Source organism: Corallococcus exercitus (genome assembly GCF_003611585.1).
Classification (GTDB): domain Bacteria; phylum Myxococcota; class Myxococcia; order Myxococcales; family Myxococcaceae; genus Corallococcus; species Corallococcus exercitus.
In genome coordinates, this window is sequence record NZ_RAVW01000556.1 from 1 (window position 1) to 5,326 (window position 5,326).

Annotated in this window: 5 protein-coding genes and 1 rRNA gene; 3 read left to right on the top strand and 3 right to left on the bottom strand. The window is 69.5% G+C overall.

Features of this window, described 5'->3' with window-relative positions; translation table 11 throughout:
• Positions 1-452 (top strand): hypothetical protein (locus D7W79_RS44070; protein WP_158617157.1); only part of this gene is annotated, 452 nt, incomplete at its 5' end.
• A complete protein-coding gene (locus D7W79_RS38385) occupies positions 449-1,654 on the top strand; it encodes a multidrug effflux MFS transporter (protein WP_120530210.1) in 1,206 nt (401 codons plus the stop codon). The genes D7W79_RS44070 and D7W79_RS38385, both read left to right, overlap by 4 nt.
• 263 nt (positions 1,655-1,917) lie before the next feature.
• Here the strand turns inward: D7W79_RS38385 and lnt are convergent, their stop codons facing one another.
• Together lnt and D7W79_RS38395 are read right to left on the bottom strand one after the other, a co-directional pair.
• Positions 1,918-3,537: an apolipoprotein N-acyltransferase gene (gene lnt, locus D7W79_RS38390; RefSeq protein ID WP_120530211.1), complete on the bottom strand. Its 1,620-nt coding sequence runs from the start codon at positions 3,535-3,537 to the stop codon at positions 1,918-1,920.
• Positions 3,534-4,115: a hypothetical protein gene (locus D7W79_RS38395; protein ID WP_244222206.1), complete on the bottom strand. Its 582-nt coding sequence runs from the start codon at positions 4,113-4,115 to the stop codon at positions 3,534-3,536. Before D7W79_RS38395 ends, lnt begins: the two co-directional genes overlap by 4 nt.
• Positions 4,116-4,243: 128 nt before the next feature.
• Here D7W79_RS38395 and D7W79_RS38400 point away from each other — a divergent pair, with 128 nt between their 5' ends.
• Positions 4,244-5,101: a hypothetical protein gene (locus D7W79_RS38400; protein WP_120530213.1), complete on the top strand. Its 858-nt coding sequence runs from the start codon at positions 4,244-4,246 to the stop codon at positions 5,099-5,101.
• A 125-nt stretch (positions 5,102-5,226) separates the two neighbouring features.
• On the opposite strand, the gene rrf is transcribed toward D7W79_RS38400, so the two are convergent.
• Positions 5,227-5,326 (bottom strand): 5S ribosomal RNA (gene rrf, locus D7W79_RS38405); the annotation flags it as partial.

Below are 5,326 nucleotides of genomic sequence, written 5' to 3' on the forward strand. Positions count from 1 at the left end.
GCCCCGTGCCCCCCACCGCCCTGGCACTCCTGGAGCCAGGGCCGAGAGCAGACGCGTCCCTCGAGGCCCAGCTCCTGGAAGCGCTCCTGCACCACCGGGACTTCCTGCGCCAGTTGGTGCCCTGGCTGTTCGTGTTGCACTACTCGGGGCTCGGCGGAGCCAGGGCCATGCAGTTGGAGACGCCTCCTCCTGTCGCGCTGCGAGAGGGCCTGACGAAGTGGCTCACCCGGGCGAAGCGTGCCGGAAGGGTGGACCTGGCCGAGCCCAAGGCCATCGCGGAAGCGCTCTGTGGAGCCCTGGAGGCGCGCTGCTTCAACGCCCACGTGGGAGGAGCCACCTACGCCCCGGGCGAGGACGAAGCCGTGCTGCGCCAGCTCATCCGGGTGCTGCTGCCGCCACGAGAAGCGCCGGCACGAGCCCGGAAGAAGCCGCTGAAGAGGAAGCCAGGATGACGACCGCCACGCCCAAGCTGTCCCGTTCCACGGAGGGCCCCGGGCTGATCATCCTCCTGGGAGCGCTCATCGGCTTCGGGCCGCTGTCCATCGACATGTACCTGCCGGCGTTCCCCTCCATCGGCGAGTCGCTGCACGCGACCGCCGGCGAAGTGGAGCGAACCCTGGCCACGTTCTTCGCGGGGCTCGCGGTAGGGCAGCTCCTCTCCGGTCCGGTGAGCGATCGGTTCGGCCGTACGAAGCCGCTCTACGCGGGCCTGCTGCTGTACGTGCTGGGCTCCATCGGCTGCGCGACCGCGCCCTCGGCGGAGGTGCTCGCGGCCTGCCGGTTCGTGCAGGCGCTGGGCGGTTCGGTGGGAATGGTGACCTCGCGAGCCGTCGTGAGGGACCTGCACTCGGGGGCAGCGGCGGCGCGCATGATGTCGCGCCTGGTGCTGGTGATGGGCCTCGCTCCCGTTCTTGCACCGCTGCTGGGCGGCTGGGTGCTGAGAGCCGCGGGCTGGCGAGCCATCTTCGGAAGCCACGCGGTCATCGGTGTCATCGCGCTGGGAGCGGCCTTCGCCATCCTGCCGGAGACCGCACCGCCGAGCGGCGGAGCGCCCCGGTCCAGCCCCTTCCAGGCCATGTGGAGCATCACGAAGGCGCCAGACTTCCTGGGGCCCGCGCTGGCGGCGGGGCTCTCGCAGGCAGGGATGTTCGCGTACATCAGCGGCTCGCCCTTCGTGTTCATCACGCTGCACGGCGTGAAGCCGGAGCACTTCGGCTGGTTCTTCGGAGCGAACGCGGCGGGGCTCGTGGCGGTGTCGCAGCTCAACCACTGGCTCCTGGCGCGCTCCTCACCGGAGCAGGTGTTGAAGCAGGCGGTGCGCATCGCCGCGCTCGCGGGGCTGGCGCTGGTGACGGTGGCGTCGACGGGCTTCGGAGGGCTGTGGGGCATCGCGCTGTCGCTGTTTGTCTTCGTCTCCAGCCTGGGAGCCATCACGCCCAACGCGACGGCGCTGGCGATGGAGCAGCACGCGAAGCAGGCAGGCATCGCCTCGGCAGTGCTGGGAGCACTCCAGTTCATGCTGGCGGCCGGAGCCTCCGCGGCGGTAAGCGCGAGCCACGACGGCACGGCCAGGCCCATGGCCCTGGGAGTCGCCATCGCCGCACTGCTCGCCCTGGGAGCGCTCGGCCTGGCGAAGCGAGCACCGAAGCCCTGACCCGCACGACCTGCGTCCCGAGCGGGATTGCCCCCCGGAACGGGGCACCCGATGGTGCGACCCGCAATACTTGCCGCAGTTCTCGGTGAACCTTTGCCGCGAGCGCCGGGCCCCCTACGAGTACGGCCGCTTCGCCTTCCTCTGAGCCTGGGTCCAGGTGTGCCGGCTGACGCACCTGCGAAGAGAGAGACAGGTCATCGCGCAGAAGCCAAAGGCAGACGCCCAGTTCCCTGCTTCGCAAGCAGAATCAGCCTGAGCATCCGTCACACCGGGACGCGCCCCGACCGTTCCAAACCGCGACGCCGGATCCACACACCCAGCACCATGGCCAGCACGAGCGTCACGGGCCCCAACCAGTCACCCCACGCCCCCGCGAGCGAGCTCAGCCGATCCGCCGCAGGCACACGCATCACGGTGCTGGCGCGCTGGTTGTCCTCCAGCTCGGAGGTCCATTTACCTGCGGGATCAATGAACGCGGAGATGCCTGAGTTGGTCACCCGCACCTGAGCCGTGCGCGTCTCGATGCTGCGGAAGGCCGCATGCATCAGGTGCAACCGGGGCGCGGGAGTGCCGGAGAACCACGAGTCATTCGACAGCGTGAGGAGCAGGTCCGCCCCCTGGCGCACCTCCGCCGCGACGTAGTTGGGAAAGAGCGCCTCGTAGCAGATGAGTGGAGCAACCTTGAGCACACGGCCGCCGTTCAGCCGGAAGTCCACCAGCCGGGGACCAGGACCGCGCTTCCATCGGCCGGTCCAAGGCAGCCAGGCGCGGAGCGCAGGCGTATCCACCGCGTCCGGAACCCACTCCGTGAGGGGGAACAGCATCGTCTTGCGGTAGGCGGCCTGCGCCAGCTCGCCCGTCGCGGAGGGCCCCAGGAACATGGCGGCGTTGAACTCGCGTTCGCCGTCCAGGTCATACGTGCCGAACACCAATGGCACACCACGCTCCGCGACCCACGCACGAATTTCATCATCCAGAGCGCCGCCGTCCTCGCTCTTCGGAGTCCCGAACGTCGTCGGATACACCGTCTCCGGCCACACCAGCAGGTCCAGCGGCGCCGAGCGCAGCAATGCATCCGACATCGCGTAATGCGTATCCAGGATGTTGCGAACGACCTCGTAAGTCCCCTGCTCCGCGGCCAGCTTCTCGATGTTGGTGATGTTCGCCTGCACCGCGCCCACCACCAGCGACGGAGCCGAGCGCACCGCCGCACGCACCTGTCCAAGCCGCACCCGTCCGTAGCCCCAGCCAGACACAGCCAGCACGGCCGCCAGGACCACCGGTCCCAGCCGCAAGGCCCGCCGGGAGGCCAGCCCCTGCGCCACCGAGACGACACACTCGTTGACGAGCAGCAGGACCAGCGTAAGGCCCGGAGCGCCGGCCACGTCCGCGCCCTGGCGCAGCGTCTCCGAGGCATAGAGCCCGTGCCCCAGCGTCTCGGCGAACAGCTTGGGCGTGAACCACTCGGTGCCCACGTACGCGAGCGCGGTGAGCACGGGCGGCACCCAAGCAAGACGCGGCGCCTCCTCCACCTGCCGGCGCGAGTACCACCGCACCCAGGCAGCGGTGAGGAACTGGAGCTCCAGCACGGGAGCGATGAGCAGGAACACGCCCCAGCACAGCCACACCGGCGCACGCGAGTACGCCGCGATGGCGCCCGGGAACCAGCCGAACACCGCCGCGGTGAACGTCACCGACAGCAGGACTCCCAGGCCCATGGCACCCCGAGCGGACGGAGCCCGATCCACCGCCGCCAGCCACGGCGCCATGGCCACCGCGCCCAGCCACACCCAACCCGGCTGAAGCTGTCCGAACGCCGCGAACAGCACGGTGGTCGCCGCGACGCCCAGGAGCGCCCCGGCCCACCCCTTCACAGACGTCACTGCGAGTCCCCATCCTCGACAGGAATCTCCAGCAGCCGATGAGGCAAGCCGGGGGGCGCCAGCTCCTCGGGCACCACTCGGTTCTCGGGGATGGGGATGGGCTGCCCGTTGGCGTCCTTTGGCGTGAAGTCGGGATGGAACATCAGGATGGCGGCGAGCGGCTGGCCGTTATCCGTCGTCTGGTAGTGGCGCATGAAGCCAGGGGGCAGCTCGAAGTCGTCGGGCACGACGAGCCCCCGCTTCAATGGCTTGGTGCCGCGCTGGTACAGGGCCGTCCCGCTCTTGCCCTCCGGAGGGGGCGGCTCATCAACGGGCATGGGAGCGGGCTCCTCCACGGGCGTGGGCGCGGCGACAGGGACTGCGGCAGGGCGCACAGAGGGACGCGTCGGCTCCAGGGAGGGAGCCGCCGGTGCGGGGCGCGAGGCCACCACGATGGGAGGCAGGTCCTCCACGGGAACGGGGCGGGAGAGCCACCAGAGACAGAGCCCCACGCACAGACCGGTGATGGCCAGGGCCCCACCGATGAGCCAGGGACCCACGCCGCCAGGGGCCTCGCGCGAGGGCGTCACCCGCGTCACGCCATCGGAATTGGTGCGACGCTCAGGGCCAGGCTGCGGGGAACGCATGTTCTCGGGGGGCCTCCAGGGTGCGTATGCTACGGAAGCCGCTCGCAGCGAGGCAATGCGCGCGCGGCCATGCCCCTACCATGACCGTCGACGCGTCCGGCCCCTTCCCCGTCCACGCCTTCACGCCTCGGCTGCGCGCAGTAGGAGCGCTCCTGCACGCCATGGTGCTGGGCACGCTTTGCTACTTCACCGCGCTGCTCTTCAAGGACGTGCTCGCGGGCACGCAGTCGCTGCTCCCCGAGCCACTGGCGGCGGGCCTGGCGGTCGGAGGCGTGTTGCCGCTCATCGCGCTGCGCCTGCTGCGCCTGGGCACCAGGGCCACGGTCACGGTGCGCCCAGAGGGACTGGTGCTCACCCAGCAAGGGGGAGCGCACTTCGAGATTCCATTCGAAGCCCTGGAGTCCATCCGCCCGTGGCGTCTGCCCATTCCGGGCCCGGGCCTCACGCTGCGGCTGCGCACAGGGCGGGCCTTCGACCATGGCCTGGAGATCCAGGCGCCCATGCCGCTGCTCGCGGCGATGGGAACCCGGGGAGAAGCGCTGAACGATCCGCGGGTGAGGTATGCGCAGGCCCGAAGCGAGAAGTGGCGTAGGCGTTGGTACGACCAGGCATTGAAGTACGGCCTGGTACCCGGAGTGCTCGCGGGCATCTTCTTCCGGGCGCACCAGTACATCTCCTTCGGAGGTCCGTTCGGAGAGCTCCAGATGTACGGATGGACGGCGTACCTCATGTCCTTCGTGCGAACCTGGCTGCCTGTGTTCCTCGCGCTGTTGTTATTTGGCTGCTTCTGGAGGGCCCTCGCGGAAGCACTGTGTTTCAGCGCCGCCTGGCTGGGCCCGCGCTGGGCACGCAACGTCCGCATCGGCGCTGAATGGAGCTGCCGGGCGCTCTACTACGTCGCCCTGCCCGTCTTTCTCGCGGTCCGCCTGCTGGGCTGATTCGCAAAGGCAGCCATCAGCGAGCGCCGATCAGCACTCAAGCCAGAGGGGGCCAGCGGGCAGTACCGAAGCCCGCAAAGACAAAGCCCCTGTCGCCTTTGCGGCGACAGGGGCTTTCAAAAAGAATCCGGCAGCGACCTACTCTCCCACGCGGTTTCCCGCGGAGTACCATCGGCTCTGGAGGGCTTAACTTCCGTGTTCGGGATGGGAACGGGTGTGACCCCT